This is a genomic window from Acinetobacter sp. CIP 102529, from assembly GCF_000368325.1.
In the GTDB taxonomy this organism is placed as follows: Bacteria; Pseudomonadota; Gammaproteobacteria; order Pseudomonadales; family Moraxellaceae; genus Acinetobacter; species Acinetobacter parvus.
In genome coordinates, this window is sequence record NZ_KB849354.1 from 247,204 (window position 1) to 264,022 (window position 16,819).

At 40.1% G+C, this 16,819-nt stretch carries 15 protein-coding genes, 3 pseudogenes and 1 other annotated feature; of the genes and pseudogenes, 7 read left to right on the plus strand and 11 right to left on the minus strand.

The features are described from left to right. Positions 1–24 precede the first annotated feature (24 nt). The gene (locus F972_RS03305) at positions 25–606 is read left to right on the plus strand and encodes an arylesterase (RefSeq protein WP_378251355.1); all 582 of its coding nucleotides are present in this window, start codon (positions 25–27) and stop codon (positions 604–606) included. 50 nt (positions 607–656) lie between these two features. Here the strand turns inward: F972_RS03305 and F972_RS03310 are convergent, their stop codons facing one another. Beyond that, on the minus strand, positions 657–1,271 hold the full coding sequence (locus F972_RS03310) for a carbonic anhydrase (RefSeq protein ID WP_004681417.1): 615 nt from the start codon (positions 1,269–1,271) through the stop codon (positions 657–659). Positions 1,272–1,508: 237 nt separating this feature from the next. Between F972_RS03310 and F972_RS03315 the strand changes: the two genes are divergently transcribed. Together F972_RS03315 and F972_RS03320 are read left to right on the plus strand one after the other, a co-directional pair. After that, positions 1,509–2,522 (plus strand): alpha/beta fold hydrolase, encoded by a 1,014-nt coding sequence (locus F972_RS03315; protein WP_004755878.1) that lies wholly within the window; start codon positions 1,509–1,511, stop codon positions 2,520–2,522. A 20-nt stretch (positions 2,523–2,542) separates the two neighbouring features. Continuing rightward, positions 2,543–3,553: a hypothetical protein gene (locus F972_RS03320; RefSeq protein WP_004763955.1), complete on the plus strand. Its 1,011-nt coding sequence runs from the start codon at positions 2,543–2,545 to the stop codon at positions 3,551–3,553. 139 nt (positions 3,554–3,692) lie between these two features. Here F972_RS03320 and nfuA read toward each other — a convergent pair whose 3' ends face one another. After that, positions 3,693–4,331: a Fe-S biogenesis protein NfuA gene (gene nfuA, locus F972_RS03325; protein WP_004681423.1), complete on the minus strand. Its 639-nt coding sequence runs from the start codon at positions 4,329–4,331 to the stop codon at positions 3,693–3,695. A 153-nt stretch (positions 4,332–4,484) separates the two neighbouring features. Here nfuA and F972_RS03330 point away from each other — a divergent pair, with 153 nt between their 5' ends. Continuing rightward, entirely contained in the window at positions 4,485–5,102 is a 618-nt protein-coding gene (locus tag F972_RS03330) for a rhomboid family intramembrane serine protease (RefSeq protein ID WP_004681425.1), read from the plus strand. Between the two features lie 197 nt (positions 5,103–5,299). Beyond that, positions 5,300–5,467: pseudogene (locus F972_RS15005) on the plus strand (helix-turn-helix transcriptional regulator); the annotation flags it as partial. Positions 5,468–5,487: 20 nt separating this feature from the next. On the opposite strand, the gene epmA reads toward F972_RS15005, so the two are convergent. The 5 genes and pseudogenes from epmA to F972_RS03360 form a co-directional block, all read right to left on the minus strand. Next, positions 5,488–6,471 carry an EF-P lysine aminoacylase EpmA gene (epmA, locus tag F972_RS03335; protein WP_004681427.1) on the minus strand — a complete coding sequence of 328 codons (984 nt, stop codon included), beginning with the start codon at positions 6,469–6,471 and terminating at the stop codon, positions 5,488–5,490. Further along, positions 6,468–7,535, minus strand: coding sequence for a 4-phosphoerythronate dehydrogenase (locus F972_RS03340; RefSeq protein ID WP_004681429.1), 1,068 nt, complete (start codon positions 7,533–7,535; stop codon positions 6,468–6,470). The genes epmA and F972_RS03340 overlap by 4 nt, the downstream gene beginning before the upstream one ends. A 115-nt stretch (positions 7,536–7,650) precedes the next feature. After that, a pseudogene (locus F972_RS03345) lies at positions 7,651–8,870 on the minus strand (IS3 family transposase). Beyond that, positions 8,479–8,595 (minus strand) — a sequence feature (AL1L pseudoknot). (Overlaps the previous pseudogene by 117 nt.) A 47-nt stretch (positions 8,871–8,917) precedes the next feature. Further along, the gene (locus tag F972_RS03355; protein WP_004681434.1) at positions 8,918–9,568 is read right to left on the minus strand and encodes an IS6 family transposase; all 651 of its coding nucleotides are present in this window, start codon (positions 9,566–9,568) and stop codon (positions 8,918–8,920) included. Between the two features lie 85 nt (positions 9,569–9,653). Beyond that, on the minus strand, positions 9,654–10,934 hold the full coding sequence (locus tag F972_RS03360; RefSeq protein ID WP_004763960.1) for a cation diffusion facilitator family transporter: 1,281 nt from the start codon (positions 10,932–10,934) through the stop codon (positions 9,654–9,656). A gap of 90 nt (positions 10,935–11,024) precedes the next feature. Here F972_RS03360 and cadR point away from each other — a divergent pair, with 90 nt between their 5' ends. Both cadR and F972_RS03370 read left to right on the plus strand, forming a co-directional pair. Beyond that, the gene (cadR, locus tag F972_RS03365) at positions 11,025–11,417 is read left to right on the plus strand and encodes a Cd(II)/Pb(II)-responsive transcriptional regulator (RefSeq protein WP_004681436.1); all 393 of its coding nucleotides are present in this window, start codon (positions 11,025–11,027) and stop codon (positions 11,415–11,417) included. Between the two features lie 93 nt (positions 11,418–11,510). Then, positions 11,511–11,681 (plus strand): annotated as a pseudogene (locus F972_RS03370) (IS6 family transposase); the annotation flags it as partial. A gap of 452 nt (positions 11,682–12,133) precedes the next feature. On the opposite strand, the gene F972_RS03375 reads toward F972_RS03370, so the two are convergent. The 4 genes from F972_RS03375 to F972_RS03390 all read right to left on the minus strand — a co-directional run bounded on the left by F972_RS03375 (position 12,134) and on the right by F972_RS03390 (position 16,770). Further along, positions 12,134–14,611 carry a heavy metal translocating P-type ATPase gene (locus F972_RS03375; protein ID WP_004755888.1) on the minus strand — a complete coding sequence of 826 codons (2,478 nt, stop codon included), beginning with the start codon at positions 14,609–14,611 and terminating at the stop codon, positions 12,134–12,136. 176 nt (positions 14,612–14,787) lie between these two features. Further along, complete coding sequence (locus F972_RS03380) at positions 14,788–14,982, minus strand: heavy-metal-associated domain-containing protein (protein WP_004679365.1); 195 nt, start codon at positions 14,980–14,982, stop codon at positions 14,788–14,790. A 461-nt stretch (positions 14,983–15,443) separates the two neighbouring features. Further along, the gene (locus F972_RS03385; protein WP_004755889.1) at positions 15,444–16,325 is read right to left on the minus strand and encodes a copper resistance D family protein; all 882 of its coding nucleotides are present in this window, start codon (positions 16,323–16,325) and stop codon (positions 15,444–15,446) included. Positions 16,326–16,389: 64 nt separating this feature from the next. Beyond that, a complete protein-coding gene (locus F972_RS03390; RefSeq protein ID WP_004681441.1) occupies positions 16,390–16,770 on the minus strand; it encodes a copper resistance CopC family protein in 381 nt (126 codons plus the stop codon). Positions 16,771–16,819: the final 49 nt, after the last annotated feature.

A 16,819-nucleotide genomic window follows, 5' to 3' on the forward strand; every position in this document is an offset into this window, starting at 1 on the left:
TCAGTTTCTAAAACAGTTGCAATCATGGCCCTCTGTGTGATGCCAACACTGGTTTCAGCCAAGACCATTTTAATTGTGGGTGATAGCCTGAGTGCAGGTTATGGCATAGAGGCCAAACAAGGCTGGGTGAACCTGTTACAACAACGTTTAGACCAACAGTATCCGAAACAGCACAGGGTGGTCAATGCCAGTGTCAGTGGCGAAACCACCAGTGGCGCATTGGCACGACTGCCAAAATTGTTACAAACCTATAATCCTGAAGTGGTGGTGATTGAACTTGGCGGCAATGATGGCTTGCGTGGACAACCACCCCAGATGATTCAGAAAAACTTAGCCCAATTGGTACAACTGAGTCAAAAGCAGAAAGCCACCGTTTTACTGTTTGGTATGAAAATACCACCGAATTATGGAACTGCGTACAGCAAGGCTTTTGAGAATAATTACAAAATTGTAAGTCAGCAGTATAAAGTGAAGCTTCTGCCGTTCTTTTTGGATGGTGTGGCAGGCAATAAAACTTTCATCCAGAATGATCAAATCCACCCCAATGCCAAGGCACAACCAATCATGCTGAATTTGGCTTATCCTTATATTAAAGGGGCTTTATAGTAAATAATTTCAATCAATTCAGGGCGAATTCAATTCCGCCCCTACCCAGATCAAAAATCAAAAAATGTTACTTCGCCTGTTTCCAATGAGTATTCAGCACCGACCACAATCAGCTTGCCTTTCTCAATCAACTGTTCTAGCACAGCAGAACCATGACGCAACTGATTGACCGATGCAAATACATTGGAGCGAACCGCATGGGCAGACAGCTTTTTCAAATCACCTTTGAGTTCGGTTTGCATCAAAATTTCAACCGATGGACGAACCCGATTCACGATCGACATCAGGTTTGAGGATGGTGGCTGCTCTGGATGCATCAGGGTATCAATGGTGGCCTGAATCGCACCACAATGGCTATGCCCCAGCACCACCACCACGGCACAGTCATATCGCTCTGCCGCAAACTCAACACTTCCCACCTGTGACGGCGCAACGATATTGCCTGCAACACGAATCACGAACAAGTCACCCAGACCTTGATCAAACACCATTTCCGCAGGCACACGAGAGTCTGAACACCCTAAAACAATGGCAAAAGGATTTTGTTCGCTTGCCATTTCGGCACGTTCCTGATGGGTGAGTAACTTCTGCTGAGTTGCCTCTCCCTTTACAAAACGGGCATTACCAGCTTTTAAACGTTCCAGAGCTTCTTTGGCGGTGAGCATGCGTGCATCCATCTATGATTGACATGAGCCAACAGTTTAATGTGCGCCTGTTTGAAAGTCACTGACAAAAATAGAATCCATCTAAATACCAGCCTGTCTTTTAATCAGGAAAATAGCGAAAAACGAATGATTTCATTGGCAAGAATTTCCATACATCTGTAAATTATGCAAATGACTCCCCTCACATCTTCCCCAATAATCAATGGGTTTAAAAATAGATCAAGGATAGAACAAATCATGATGAACCGTCTTTTTTCCACCTCCTTTCGCAAGACCTTAACCGCAGCTTTAATTTCATGCAGCTTGGCGACCATCGCAATCAGCTCAACACAGGCAGCGGAAATAGAAATGAGCTTCCAGAATGTGCTGCAACAGGAACGTGCATGGGCAGGTTTACAGAGCAAAACATTAAAAGTCGGTGATATCACCTGGTCATATAGTGAGGGTGGTCAGGCTGGAAAACCGATCGTGATTTTAATTCATGGCCTGGCGGGCAGCCGTGACAACTGGAACCGTGTGGCACGGGCCTTAACCGCCAACTACCATGTGATCATCCCAGACTTGCCAGCCAGCGGTGAAACACAAGTTCCGAAAGATTTTGACTATTCCATTCCAAACGTCACTGAAAAGTTACGCCGTTTTGTTGAGGCAGCCAACCTAACCAGCCCAGCACATATTGCAGGTCACTCACTTGGTGGTTCAATTGCCATGCTCTATGCAGGGCAATATCCATTTGAGACCAAAAGCCTGTTTTTAATTGATGCTGCGGGCGTATATAAGGCCGCCACCACACCTTATTTAAAGGATCCAAACCACATTAAAAACATGATTGTCAGCAAAAAAGGCGATTTTAACTTTTTAATGCAGCAGGTCATGTTTACCCCTCCATTCATTCCAAAGGAAATTGCTCAGGCACAGGAAAAAATGATGATTGGTCAGGCCGAGCAAACCCAGAAAATGGTAGATCAGTTAATTGTACTCAATAAGTTATATACGCCAGATTCATTTGCGTTGCTGGCAAGATCCATTGATGCACCAACACTGATTTTATGGGGCAAGCAGGATAAAATTATCAATGTTGAGGTTGCACCTGAGTTAAAATCACTGCTAAAGAATGCGCAGACACCTGTCATTCTGGATAATGTGGGCCATATGCCTATTCTGGAAGCAGACCAATTGGTGGTTCAGCAATATTTACCATTTCTGAACAAGATTCAGTCACAAAAACCTGTAACTGCGCCAACTCCGTAAACCTAAAGTTATAAAATCCTATGCCTAAACATCCAATGATAGAACAACTGATTGACGCACAACTTGATTTTCTGGATCAAGAGTTTACACAAGCCGAAACCATTCAACATGAGTTTAAACAGTTCTATCATTGGTTGCGCTTACAGCAACTCCAACATATCTGGTCATTTGAACAAATCTTTAAGCTGATTGAGAAACAAATCCTGAATACACCTGCCAGTTCATTTCTGATTGAACAAATTGCAGAACATATCCGCTTTGCCCTGATTCATCCACGCAATGATCAAACCAATATCGAAGATGTAATTCCTGTTTTAACCATTGACTCAATTGCGCAATATGTTGCAGGTAAAAGTGACCATCGCCAGCGCCTGATTAAAACCATCGTGAATAATCCTGCTTTTTCTGCCCTGATTACCCAACTGATTCAACATTCCATTCAGGATTATTTAGATAATTCAGTCATGTCTAAACGTGTACCTGGCGTTGGACATTTTATGAAAATGGGAAAATCGGTTCTCGAAACAGTGACTGATTCCAACCTGAATGACACCATTGGACACTATTTACAAAAGAATATATTAAAGATCAGCCAAATGAGCGAACGGGTGTTAAACCAGCACTTTAACGATGACAAACTGTACCATTTCCAGGCGAATATTTGGCATAGCATTAAAGTGATGCCTTTATCGGTCTTACGCAACTATGTTGAGGTACAAGACCTACCCCAAACTGTGGGAATGGGGCATGAAATCTGGGATCATATCCGTCAAACAGATTATTTAAAACAGCAGGTTCATGATGGGACCTATGCATGGTATGCACGTAATCAGGAACGCACATTTGATTTATTACTCCGCGATCTGAATATTGATGAAACCCTGATTGAAAATGAATTGAGTGATTTACTGACACCTGTGTTACAGCAAGTGATTCAAACAGGTTATTTAAGACAACGTGCCCGCACCTATTTAGAAAAATTTTATTATTCAGAACAGGTTTCTGAAATTCTGACAAAACAAGGCGCATAATGCGCGGTGAGCGCCTCCATATTGCGTGATGTGGGAGCACCTCGGTTTGTTATCCATCTGAGAAAAATATTGGATTTTTTTTCAACATTAAAAAAAGCCCTCGCAAGGGCTTTCTCAATAGATTGTATTTCCAGCTTTATTACTTGAAATATGCACCCTCAGCCTGAGTATGGTCAGTTTGGTCAACCACACGCTGTAACTCAGGAACGTGCTGCTTCAAAGTGGTTTCCACACCCTGCTTCAACGTCACATCAATAGCTGAACAGCCCTGACAACCACCACCAAATTTCAACACAGCAGTTAAACCATGCTCAGGATCGTTCTGTACTTCAACCAGACTACAGTTACCGCCATGCCCTTCCAATCCAGGATTAATCTCAGATTGCAGCACATAAGTGATCCGTTCTTCAATTGACGCATCTGGCCCTACACGAGGTACTTTCGAGTTAGGCGCGCGAAAAGTTAATTGTCCACCAAAACGGTCTTTGTTGTAGTCAATCACGGCATCAAGCAAATATGGAATAGATGGCGCATCGATATAAGCTGAAAAGTCTGGATAATCCTGCTTATAGTCAGTTGGCACCACTTCTTCAGGTGCACTATAGGCCATACAACATTCGGCACGTGGTGTACCTGGATGTTCTACAAAAACTCGAACGCCAATTCCTGGAGTATTTTGCTTTGTTAATAAATCACTTAAATACTCTTGTGCAGAGGGAGTAATCAAAAGGTTTGGAATTTCTTCTGCGACAGCAGTGTTGGTGTTCTCAGTCGACATAACAATAATCCTCAAGCTGATGTCGTTATATTAACCGAAGATGGAGGGGATTTAAAAAAAATCAACCATTTTTGTAGGAATTATATGCCAGATGATTGTTTATTCACTTTTTAATGGCATTATTGCCTAGACACTGATCAATCAAAAATCTTTATGCTACATTTGCCCTTTAGTCACACTGTGACACTCATCATTATTACCGTTGCAATTTCCCTATTGGCATTTTCCAATCAGGCCGTCATGAACCGCCTGATTTTCTGGCCACCCGCCATGCAGCGTGGACAATATGACCGTTTCATCACCCATGGTTTTATCCATGCCGATGGAGCACATTTACTGTTCAACATGATCACGCTGTTTTTCTTTGGCAATATTATTGAAAGCTTTTATCGCCAATTCTTTTATGATATGGGCTTTGTACTGTTTTATCTGGGTGGACTGGTCTTTGCTATTCTACCCAGCTACCTAAAGCACCGTCATGATGTACACTGGGCAAGTTTAGGGGCTTCTGGCGCGGTTTCAGCGGTCTTGTTCGCCTATATTTTATTTCAGCCCTGGAACCTGATTTTTGTCTTTTTTATTCCTGTGCCTGCCATTATCTTTGCAGTTTTATATGTTGCTTACAGCATCTGGTCGGGTAAACGTGGTAACAGCAATATTAATCATAGCGCCCATCTCTGGGGAGCAGCTTATGGCGTGGTGGTCACCATTCTGCTGGAACCACGGGTGATTCCGCATTTTCTCAATCAGCTCACCAAATTACCATTTTAATAAATATTCAGGACTGGCCCCATCTTTGGGGCTTTTATCCATCACCTCTCATTTCGTCAGATAATTGCACAAAAAATCACAATTCCCTCAGAACCTGATTTTATTAGTCAAAACTCATATAAAATATACTTTATTCATTTTAATTAGATCTACGCTTTTGCTCGGCAATTCAGGTAATTTATGATCATAAAGTATGTGAGCATAAAATTTGCGAACAGCTACTTGAGGGTAAAACCATCAAGGAAATTGCAATTTCATATGAGATTCAGGCAGATACTGTTAAGAAACATCTGCAATCCATTTTTAAGAAAACCAGAACTCACCGACAAGGTGAGCTGATTCAACTACTTATGCAATTCTCATAAAGGTGTTTGATCATTCGCAACTAAGCAATTTCAGCTGGAAACGCAATGACCTGATCAATCTTGACCTGATTCATTACCACCATCAATAAACGGTCTATACCTAGTGCAATCCCTGAACATTCAGGCATATTCGGCAAGGCTGCCAATAAATGCTGATCTGTTGGAATTACAGGTAATCCCTGCTTGGCACGTTCTTTATTATCCGCTTCAAAACGGGAAGCCAGCACATCCGCATCCTGAAGTTCATCATAGGCATTGGCTAGTTCAAGCCCCTCAATATAAACCTCGAAACGCGCTGCGACCAGTTCCCCATCCTCATCCTGTTTGATTTTTGCCAACGATGCCATTTCAGGTGGAAAATCAGTTAAGAAAACTGGCGCATCAAAGCCCAGACTCGGCTCAACAAAATGGGAAAACAACAGATCCATATAAGCCAAGCGGTCATCCCCCAGGTCAAGGTTAAGTCCAACCCGATGAGCTGTGTCTTTGAGTTGCTTCAGTGTTGCCTGCAAGGGATTAATATCCAGACGATCCTGAAAAGCATGTTTATAGCTCAGAATAATGGGACGAATTTCACCAAAGCGATGCATCAGACAGATTTCCAGCAAGTCTGCGGTTTCATGCATCAACGCCTTTAAGTCCAGTCTAGGTCGATACCATTCCAGCATGGTAAATTCACTATTGTGTTTACGTCCATGCTCATTATCACGAAAAACTTTACAGATTTGGTAGATCGGCCCACTGCCACTGGCCAGCAATCGCTTCATGGGAAATTCTGGCGAGGTCTGCAAATATTGAGTATTTAATTTTCCATGTATATGACGCTGCACCTGTACGGAAGCCAAATGAACATCGGTTACACCTGCCTGGGATAAAATAGGTGTTTCCACTTCCAGCACATTGCGCTCAGCAAAGAACTGGCGAATTTTCTGGTACATCTCCGCACGTGCTTTTAAGGCTTCAATGGAACAGGTCGGTTGATAGGTTTTCGTCGCTTGACTCACGCCTTTGGCCCTCCATGTGCAGCCCATTCACGACGCAAAGGATAGTTTTTACGGAGTAAATCAAAAGCTTTCTGCTCTACCTTAGCTGCCTGAACACAGGCACGAAGCTGCTGATCATCTTCAGCAATATTATAAATCTGGATCAAATGTTGCTTTAATGAGGCTTTTAAATCCTGCTGCCCGAAATATTGTTCAACAGTTGGCAACTGACTCTCAAAATGTTTTGATGGTTGATAGCCAAATGTATGACAAAAGGCCTCATAGATCATCTGTGTGCCTCTTGCCTTACCCTCCAGACTATAGCCCGCGATATGTGGCGTTGCCAAAGCCAATCTTTCTAAAAGCTCTTGAGGAATTTCAGGTTCAAACTCAAACACATCCAGCACAACCTGACGTTTGGTCTTTTCAATATCTGCCATCAGTGCTGATTGTTGAATCACTGGACCACGTGCGCTATTTATCAAAATAGCCGAAGGTTTCATTTCAGCCAGTGCAGCTTCATCAAATAAATGCAGTGTTGGATAATCACCAGATGTGGTTAGAGGCACATGAATCGAGATCGCATCAGCCTGTTTTAACAGCTCCTGAAAGGATACATTTTCAATGCCAGCGAGTTGCACATAAGGGTCATAGCCAATTACATTCCAACCCAATAACTGCGCCATCACTGCCAGCCGTTTTCCAACATTACCCAAGCCAACAATCGCTAAAGTAAACGCCTTATTTTTTTCCAATAAATCCATATTTAGATGCAGTAAGGCTGTAATGACATATTCAGCAACTGCCTGCGCATTACAACCTGCCGCATTGCTCCATGCAATATTCTGTTGTTCTAAAGCTGGAATATCGAGATGGTCTGTGCCAATGGTGGCACTACCCACAAATTTAATCTGAGTTTGATCAATTAAATCATGGTTGACCTTTGTCACGGATCGAACCAAAAGTGCATCGGCATCCTGTACATTGGCATGTGTCAGTGCACGCCCTGCCTGATGCTGTATTTCTGCAAATTCCGCAAAGAAATAATCGGTAAATGCCAAATTTTCATCTGCGATAATTTTCATGCAGTGCTTTCCATAAATTAATCTGTGCTTATTATCCTTGGAGTACTGTTCATTGACAATTCATATATATAAAAAAGGAACCGTACCGGGTTTGTCGGAGACTTTTTTATTTAAGTTAGGCCACCTGACCTAACGGGTTAATCTTATCATAGTACATTGCTTCAAACTCAAAAGGTGATACATAACCCAGTGCACTGTGTACACGCTCTTTATTGAACCAATCTACCCAGTTTAGTGTCGCAAGTTGTACATCCGCTAAACCTTGCCAATCCGCTTTTAAATATTCAATCACCTCTGTTTTGTATAAGCCATTCACCGTTTCAGCCAAAGCATTATCGTATGAATCACCGGTCGTACCGACTGATGCTCGTAAATTTGCTGCTTCTAAACGATGGGTATAACGAATGGAAAGATATTGCACGCCTCTGTCACTATGATGAATCACGTTCTTTGGCATGCCTCGATCATGCAATGCTTGCTCCAGTGCATCGAGCACCATATCTGTATTCATACGTGTTGATACTTTCCATCCAACAATTGCTCGCGAGAACACATCAATAATAAAGGCGGTATAGACCCAGCCTGAATGAGTTTGAATATACGTGAAGTCAGCGACCCACAGCTGGTCAGGATGATCTGCATTAAAATTGCGTTTTACTAAGTCATCTGCTCGTTTTTGATCATCTCGGCTACGGGTGGTTTGTTTATTCTTACCACGCCAAACACCTTGTATACCTAGCTTCTGCATCAATCGAGCAACTGTACAACGTGCGATAACATAACCTTCACGTTTCAATTGTTGCCAGACCTTACGCACACCATATCGACCTAAACTTTCTTTCCAAATACGTTTGATTTGCTCTGCATGATGTAAATCATGCAGAGCACGTTTCGCTCGATGTTCTGGGTTATCAACGAGATCTAAAGCCCGATAATAGGTCGAAGCTGCAATCGGTAAAATTCTACAAATCGCTTCAACACCATATCGATCTTTATTGTTATGGATAAAATCCACCATTATTTGTGTAGGGGGGCGAGCTCCGCCTGGGCGAAAAAAGCGGCTGCTTTGCGTAGAATTTCATTGGCACGTTGCAGCTCTTTATTTTCACGTTCGAGCTGTTTAATACGTTCTTGATCTGAAAGCTGCTGTACTTAAACTGGATTTTGTTGATCCAAATATTTTTGATGCCAGGAACGTAGTGTTTCAGGGGTACAACCAATTTTAGGTGCAATTGCTGTGATTGCAGCCCAAGTAGAAGGATAATCTTTTTCGGATTCAATCAATAATTGAACCGCTCTGTCTCTGATTTCAGGAGTATATTTTGGTTTTGTCATTGGGACATTCTCTCAAGAAAAATGGTCTCCGACAAACCCGGTACGGTTCAAAATGACGATGCTTGTCCTTTACGTAGTGCACGCATGACTTCAATACCTTTAATTGTGGCATAAGCCGTCTTCATAGATTTGAATCCTAATGTGGCCCTGATGATCCGCTTTAGCTTGCCATGATCACATTCAATTACGTTATTTTTATACTTAATCTGCCTGTGCTCAAGGTCTGGTGGACATTTACCTTCCCGTTTTAACCGTGATAAAGCACGTCCATATGTGGGTGCTTTATCCGTGTTGATCACTTGTGGAATTTGCCACTTCTTCACATTATTTAAAATTTTTCCAAGAAAACAATATGCTGATTTGGTATTACGTCTAGAAGAAAGATAAAAATCAATGGTATCGCCACGTTGATCGACTGCACGATACAGATAAGACCATCGTCCATTCACTTTTACATAGGTTTCATCAATATGCCACGAGCTCAGATCTGTAGGATTACGCCAATACCAGCGTAAACGTTTTTCTATTTCAGGAGCATAACGTTGAACCCAACGGTAAATATTCGTGTGATCAACATTCACACCCCGTTCGGCCAGCATTTCCTGCAGTTCACGATAGCTAATGCCATATTTACAATACCAGCGCACAGCCCAAAGAATGATTTCGCCCTGAAAATGCCGACCATGGAAAGGATTCATATGCTGCACCTTTAGCTAAAACATTCTTCAGCTTACCATTCGTGGTTATTTGCAACAGTGCCAAATAGATTCATTTTCGATACTCTTACTTCAAAGCCAAAATTTTTCGGGCACCATTAAGTACGAATAAAGAAACCAGTATGCCAATGATTAAGTCTGGATAAGCTGATCCCGTCCACGCCACGAGTACACCGGCAAATATAACGCCCATATTTACGACAACGTCATTCGCCGAGAAAATCCAACTGGCTTTCATATGTGCGCCATCTTCTCGATGACCAGAAATAAGATATAAGCATGTCACGTTAGCTATAAGTGCGAGCAGGCCAATAACAATCATGAGCGTTGATTCTGGCTCGCTTCCAAACATGAATCGTCTAATGACATCAATAATCACGATGACAGCAAGTAATAACTGAATCCAACCTGCGAAATGGGCTGCTTTCACTTGATATTTCGCAGCTTTTCCGACGGCATATAGCGCAATACCATAAACGGCTGCATCGGCAAACATATCTAGAGAATCAGCAATCAATCCTGTAGACGCAGCAATAATTCCGCTGATGAATTCTATAAAGAAAAGTAGAGCATTAATGCCTAATAACAGTTTAAGTACTTTAGCTTGTCTCACAGGATCAGGTTCATTAGGTATATCGCCTGAAGAAAGCTGTGTTTCATCAAGTTTCGCCCCAAAACCCAGTCCTTCAAGTTTGGCCGTAATTTGCTGAATCCCTTCATTATGGAAGACTTTCAGTTTTCGATTGGGAAGATCAAAAGTAAGACCTTTAACTGCTTCAATATCTGCAAGAGCCATACGGACCATTTGCTCTTCAGCAGAGCAATCCATTTTAGGAATGGTATAGGTACTTGTTTGCTTAGCCTGTTGATTGCTTATATAAGTTTCAGTCTTCACAAGCTTTGCACCAAAACCCAAAGCTTCAAGTTTGGTAGTTATATTTTCATCTTTTTGATTATGTAGAACCTTTAAAGACCGGTTAGGTAAATCAAAGATGAGTTTTTCAACACCATCAATTGAAGATAGCGCCATACGAACCATCTGTTCTTCCGCAGAACAATCCATTTTGGGAACTAAGTATTCACTCATGTAGTGCGAATTTTTTAAAACGTCTTCAGTGCTTAAATTTTCTTTGGGATCAGAACCACAACAGGATTGAGCGGTATCTTCACAACTGTTTGAAGTGTTACAGCAAGGAGATGAAGATTTTTTTTCTTCCTCTTCACCACAACAGCTAAGCGTATTATCACAATTCTTTGAATTGTTTGCTTCTGCAATTGATGGATGATTTTCTTGTTGAGATTTCTTATCTTCGCATGGTGTTTCTTTACTACATCCACAACCACTCATAATTATACCCATTAAAAAAATTTATAAACTTTGAATATTAGAATCCCTATAGTTACTATAGAGTCAAGATTTTTTGGAAATACCAACTCAATGCATTTAAAAATTGGTGAACTCTCTAAAAAAACCTCATGTTCAGTATTAACAATTAGGTTTTATGAAAAGGAAGGTTTAATTCCGGAACCCGAAAGAACGGAAGGAAATTACCGCCTTTACGATATAGGCTATGTTGAGCAAATTAAGTTTATTTTGAATTGCCGAACTTTAAATATGAGTTTGAATGAAATTCGTCAATTACTCACCTATAAAGATAATCCCAAGAAAAATTGTTCAGATGTGAATGAATTAATTGACTTACATGTCAGTGCTATCAGAGAAAATATAATCAAGCAACAAAAGCTTATTGAACAATTATCTGATTTAAGAGGTACTTGTGATGGCTTATGTACAATTGACCAATGTGGAGTTCTAAAAAATCTAGCTTGATTATCTAGACCTACGCTTTTTTCAAAAAATCGGCACTGTTGCAAATAACCACGAATGGTAAGCTGAAGACTGTTTTAGCTAAAGGTGCAGCATATGAATCCTTTCCATGGTCGGCATTTTCAAGGCGAAATCATTCTTTGGGCTGTGCGCTGGTATTGTAAATATGGCATTAGCTATCGTGAACTGCAGGAAATGCTGGCCGAACGGGGTGTGAATGTTGATCACACGACTATTTACCGTTGGGTTCAACGTTATGCTCCTGAAAGGCTTTGTTGCACAAAGATTTCATAACTATATGATTTTAAAAGTTTTGATTATTTTTTGATCTAAAATTAAATTTATTTAAATCAGATGCTTACATATTTATGCAACAAAGCCCCTTCAGGACCGTGGATATCTTTCAATTCTAAATTCTTGATACTGTAATGACTACAATGCTTCTTTTATATATTAAAAAGGAAACTATTATGAATCCTGCCAACCAGAAATAAAATTTAATGATCTAAGATACTTATCCTAATCAGACTAAATAATGCTTAACTGTATTAGTTAAGATTTCTTGTGTAACTCCATGTGATGAAAATCTAATTTTGTTAGTATAAGCCTTCAATATATTTCACGACTGCAATTTTTGGATTTATATGTCACTGAAAATAAGGATCTCATTTCCAAATCGATAAAGTAAATAACCAACTTTAAATATATATAAAAAATGGTTAACCAACTGTAAGGGGGGCTTTAAAACGTTTTAATCGTAAAGCATTTCCTAGTACAAATATTGACGAGAGAGCCATAGCACCAGCAGCAAATACAGGAGAAAGTAGCAGTCCAAATTGTGGGTAAAGGGCACCTGCTGCAATAGGAATCAGAGCTGCATTGTAAACAAATGCCCAAAATAAATTTTCACGAATATTGGTTATAGTCGCTTTGCTTAAAGCGATAGCATTTGGCACTCCTTTCAGGTTGCCAGACATCAAAACCACATCAGCAGCTTCAATCGCTACATCTGTACCTGTACCTATCGCTAAGCCAATATCTGCTTCTGCAAGTGCAGGAGCATCATTAATGCCATCTCCCACATATGCGAGTTTACCATATTGATTTTTTAATTTTTTAACGGCCTCTATTTTACCTTCAGGCAAGACTTCAGCAATAACCTCATCAATACCCAGTTTTTTTGCAATCGCTTGAGCTGTATGACGGTTATCACCTGTAATCATGGCAACCTTTAGACCTAACTGATGTAACGCTTCAATTGCAGCAAATGTTGATTCTTTAATTGGATCTGCTACAGCAATAATGGCAGCAAGTTTCTGGTCAATCGCAACATAGAGAGGGGTTTTTCCTTCTTCTCCCAAACGATCCGAAAATTGAGAAAAAACATTAGGATTCAAACCTAGTTTTTCCATATATCGATCTGCACCAATATGAACCAAATGTTCAGACACCGTTGCTTCTATTCCATAGCCGGTAACTGACTTGAAATCATCAACAGGAGACAGGATTAATTCCTTATCTATAGCGGCTTGTACAATTGCTCGAGCAATAGGGTGCTCAGACTTTGCTTCAACGGCTGCCATAAGTGAAAGTACGGCATTATATTCAAAACCTTCTAAGACATGCAGATCGGTTAAAATTGGTTTCCCTTCAGTCAGAGTCCCGGTTTTATCAACTGCAACCACTTTAGTTTCTTTGAGCAGCTGTAAAGCTTCCCCTTTACGAAATAAAACACCCATTTCAGCACCACGCCCAGTTCCCACCATGATTGATGTAGGCGTTGCAAGTCCCATCGCACAAGGACATGCAATAATGAGTACAGCAACCGCGTTCACTAAACTAAAAGTTAGGGCTGGTTCAGGGCCGAAGATAAACCACGTAAGAAAAGTTAAAAGAGAGAGACCCATTACTACAGGTACAAACCACATGGTAATTTTATCAACCAATGCCTGAATAGGCAGCTTGGAACCCTGTGCCTGTTCAACCATTCGGATGATTTGAGAAAGCACTGATGAACTACCAACAGAGGTAGCTTTAATATTTAAGCTGCCACTTTGGTTAATTGTTCCTCCTACCACAGCAGAGCCTATCGTTTTTTCAACTGGCATAGGCTCGCCAGTAATCATGGATTCATCAATAAAACTTTGGCCGTGAATAACTTCACCATCGACAGGGATACGCTCGCCTGGTCTAATCTCTACAATCGTTCCTGTTTGAACTTCGGCAATCGGAACTTCTATCACCTGATTATTGAGCTGTATTCTGGCAACTTTAGGCTGCATTCCAACTAGATGTTGAATTGCTAAAGACGTTCGGCCTTTTGCCTTGGCTTCAAAAAATCTACCTAATAGAATTAAAGTGATAATAACCGCTGCAGCTTCATAATAAACATTGACCGTGCCTTGTGGCAGGACACTTGGAAAGAAAGTAGCAACCACTGAATAAAGATAAGCAGCCAATGTTCCTACAGCCACCAAGGAATTCATGTCTGGTGCTAAGCGGAATAAACTTGGGATGCCCTTTTTGAAGAAGCGTCGGCCTGGAAAAATTAATGCTACTGTGGTCAAGAAAAATTGCATTAACCAGCTATTTTGTTGGCCAATGTTATTTATCATAAAGGTATGAAAAGCGGGAATAAGATGTGATCCCATTTCTAAAATAAAAACGGGTAGAGTCAATAAGACTGACAAAATTAAATCTTTTTTAAGTTTTTCTAATTCAATATTCTTTTTATCTTGAAAGCTTTCCGTAGTTTGATGAACTGACTTTGCTTCAAACCCTGCTTTGGTGACAGCCTGAATTAACGAGTCACGAGTGACAGATGAGCTTGCCTGAATAGTCGCTTTTTCGGTAGCTAGATTTACATGAGCCGACTCAACTCCTTCAACAGATTTTAAAGCCTTTTCTACTCGACCTACACAAGAAGCACATGACATACCCTCTATCGTAAGCTCTATCGGTTGCAATACTTCCACTTCGTAGCCTGCTTTTTCTACGACTTTAATTAAAGTAGCGCGATCAAGTGGTTGATGTCCATAAATGACTGCTTTTTCGGTTGCCAGGTTTACGTGAGCTGATTCAACCCCCTCAACAGATTTTAAAGCTTTTTCCACACGGCCTACACAAGAAGCACATGTCATCCCCTCAATCTCTAATGTTTCACTGTAGTGTGGCGTATCAGTCATTTCGGTACTCATATACGATCTCTATCATTTAGATATGCTGAGTTCTATATGCGAAGATCAGCTCGAACCAAGATTAGGGTGAATTCAGGGATTACTTTTATTTCAAGCAAGTACAGGTTTTATCTGTACGATGAGAAAAACAAGAGTAAGTAAAGTGATAAGGGATTACCACTTTACTCTAACAGAGATTAAGCAGGCTCAGCTGTAAATCCACGATCACCGAGAGTGGCAATGACTTTATCCTGACTCACCGTTGTGTTGATTTCAACGATACGGTTTTGTAAATCAATATCGAGTGATGCATTCGAGTCGAGCTCTTTAATTGCAGTAGTAATGCCTCGTGCACAACCACCACAAGTCATATTAGCGATGTGAAATTTCATATGTTGCTCCTTTTTAACAAAATATTTGTTTAAACCATTAGAACAGTAACTCTAAACTTTCACCATACAACCAGCCTTTCTCTGAATCAGTTACTTGCTGTAACTTGGTCTGTTTACATCCATAGTTTTCATCAGAGTATTCTAAAGCATAGCGTTCTAATGACTACAGTAAAAGTACTTAACCAACATTAACGTGACTTAAAAATGACATTTTTGTCATCTACGATCACTTTGAAATTTATAAGATAGTTATTTCAATCAATAGTAGTGAACTGAATAGATGAGACTCTTATGGATTGAAGCTAAAAACCGGTGACTACCTTTATGTATAATGCCTCATGATGCGATTTTACTGTTCTGATTGTCGTAAGTTGACAGTCCAGTAGAAACTTTATTGCTCAGCTACAAAAGATAAATGCAGTAATGTTAAATTTCCTCAATTCCCTTATTTTGAAATTCTCTTATTCAATACCCACGACAGTGGTTATATAGCCTGTTGTTAATAGAATTGATAGACCTAATAACATCTCAAATAAAATGGCATGACTAAGGTGTTTAGCGAATTTAGGATGTTGAAGACGCGGGGTGAAATACCATTTGTTGAAGGCAGCTAAAAGTAGAATACTTATAACAAAAAACATTTTAACCATGAAACCATAGCCATATGCAGTATTGATTAAGGTATTAAAATCTTTAATTAAAAGAAGAGCTACACTAGCGCCACAGGCGATTAATATCCCAACAATGAAAGCAGCAATACGTCCAAATACATGCATGCGATCTTTTAAAGGTAAACCACTTATTTCCCGGCTGGTTTTCCATAACGGATATAAAGACCCCATCCATAACGACATAACTAGAATATGGATTGATAATAAAATTTGAGCAAGTAAGGTTAAATTAGCGACATGTCCGAGCTGGGAAAAACTAAAAATAATCGGGATAAGTAAAATACAAAATATTGAACTTTCAATTATAGAAAACTGACCTTTGTTCCTGTTAACTTTAACCACCATGAGAAGAAGTAAAAGAGCAAAACTAATAGAACGAAGAACGTATATATACCCCGTCGGAGTATTAACCAATATATTAATATACGTGGGGTCCACCATCCCTGTAATACCAGTATTGGCAAAACTACCAATCAGAATAAAAAATCCCAAGGTACTGGAAATTAGGCCTAATCCAGCGCCAATTGTAATATATTTAAGAATCGATTCTTTTAGTTCAAGATATTGTCTAAGTAAAAAATAGCAAAAGGCTCCACCAACGACAAAAGCTAAACTTAAATATAAAATAACCTTAGTTAACCAAGTGGCCCACATCCAATATTCAGAAATCATTATTTTTGTCCATTCTAGAACAACATGCCAGCACCTCACTGACATGTTGAAAGGTAATCAATTCTTATTTAGTTGATTTGATAGTGAAACTATATTCACCATTCATGTTGTGACCATCTTTCCCCATTGTTGTCCAGACAACGGTATATTTACCTTTTTTCAGTTTCGGAAGAGCGACATCAAAGGATTTCTTTAAGTCATGAGTAACTTTATATTTTAAAGGAACATCTCTTCGCTGAGCATCCAGTAACTTAATATTCATCAACATAACCTCTGCACCAAAGTTAAGGGTCAAGTTCTTTGGTTGACTAAGGATAGATGCATTTTCCGCAGGAATCGCACTCACTAAACTCACATGAGCGAACGTAGTTGTAGTAGCCACAATCATCGTTGCAGCTACTACAACATTACGTAGAGCAGTCATTTTATTTTGAAATAATTTCATTTACGTTTCCTCTTGATTCGTTAGTTCATTAGAGATGACTTTATAAAAT